We start from the raw sequence: 249 nt of genomic DNA on the forward strand, positions 1-249 counted from the left end.
CCTACACCCAGGGGCACGGCGTAGATCAATTTTGATTTACACCCAAAGATTGTAGGATGCCCTGCCCCTACACCCAGGGGCACGGCGTAGATCAATTTTGATTTACACCCAAAGATGGTAGAATGCCGTGCCCCTACACCCAGGGGCACGGCGTAGATCAATTTTGATTTACACCCAAAGATTGTAGGATGCCCTGCCCCTACACCCAGGGGCACGGCGTAGATCAATTTTGATTTACACCCAAAGATG

Annotated in this window: 1 protein-coding gene; it reads right to left on the reverse strand. The window is 51.0% G+C overall.

All coding sequences use genetic code 11. The features are described from left to right. A partial coding sequence (locus MiSe_RS54520) for a hypothetical protein (protein ID WP_226595148.1) occupies positions 1 to 249 on the reverse strand: 249 nt, incomplete at both ends.

This window comes from Microseira wollei NIES-4236, assembly GCF_020521235.1.
GTDB lineage: Bacteria > Cyanobacteriota > Cyanobacteriia > Cyanobacteriales > Aerosakkonemataceae > Microseira > Microseira wollei.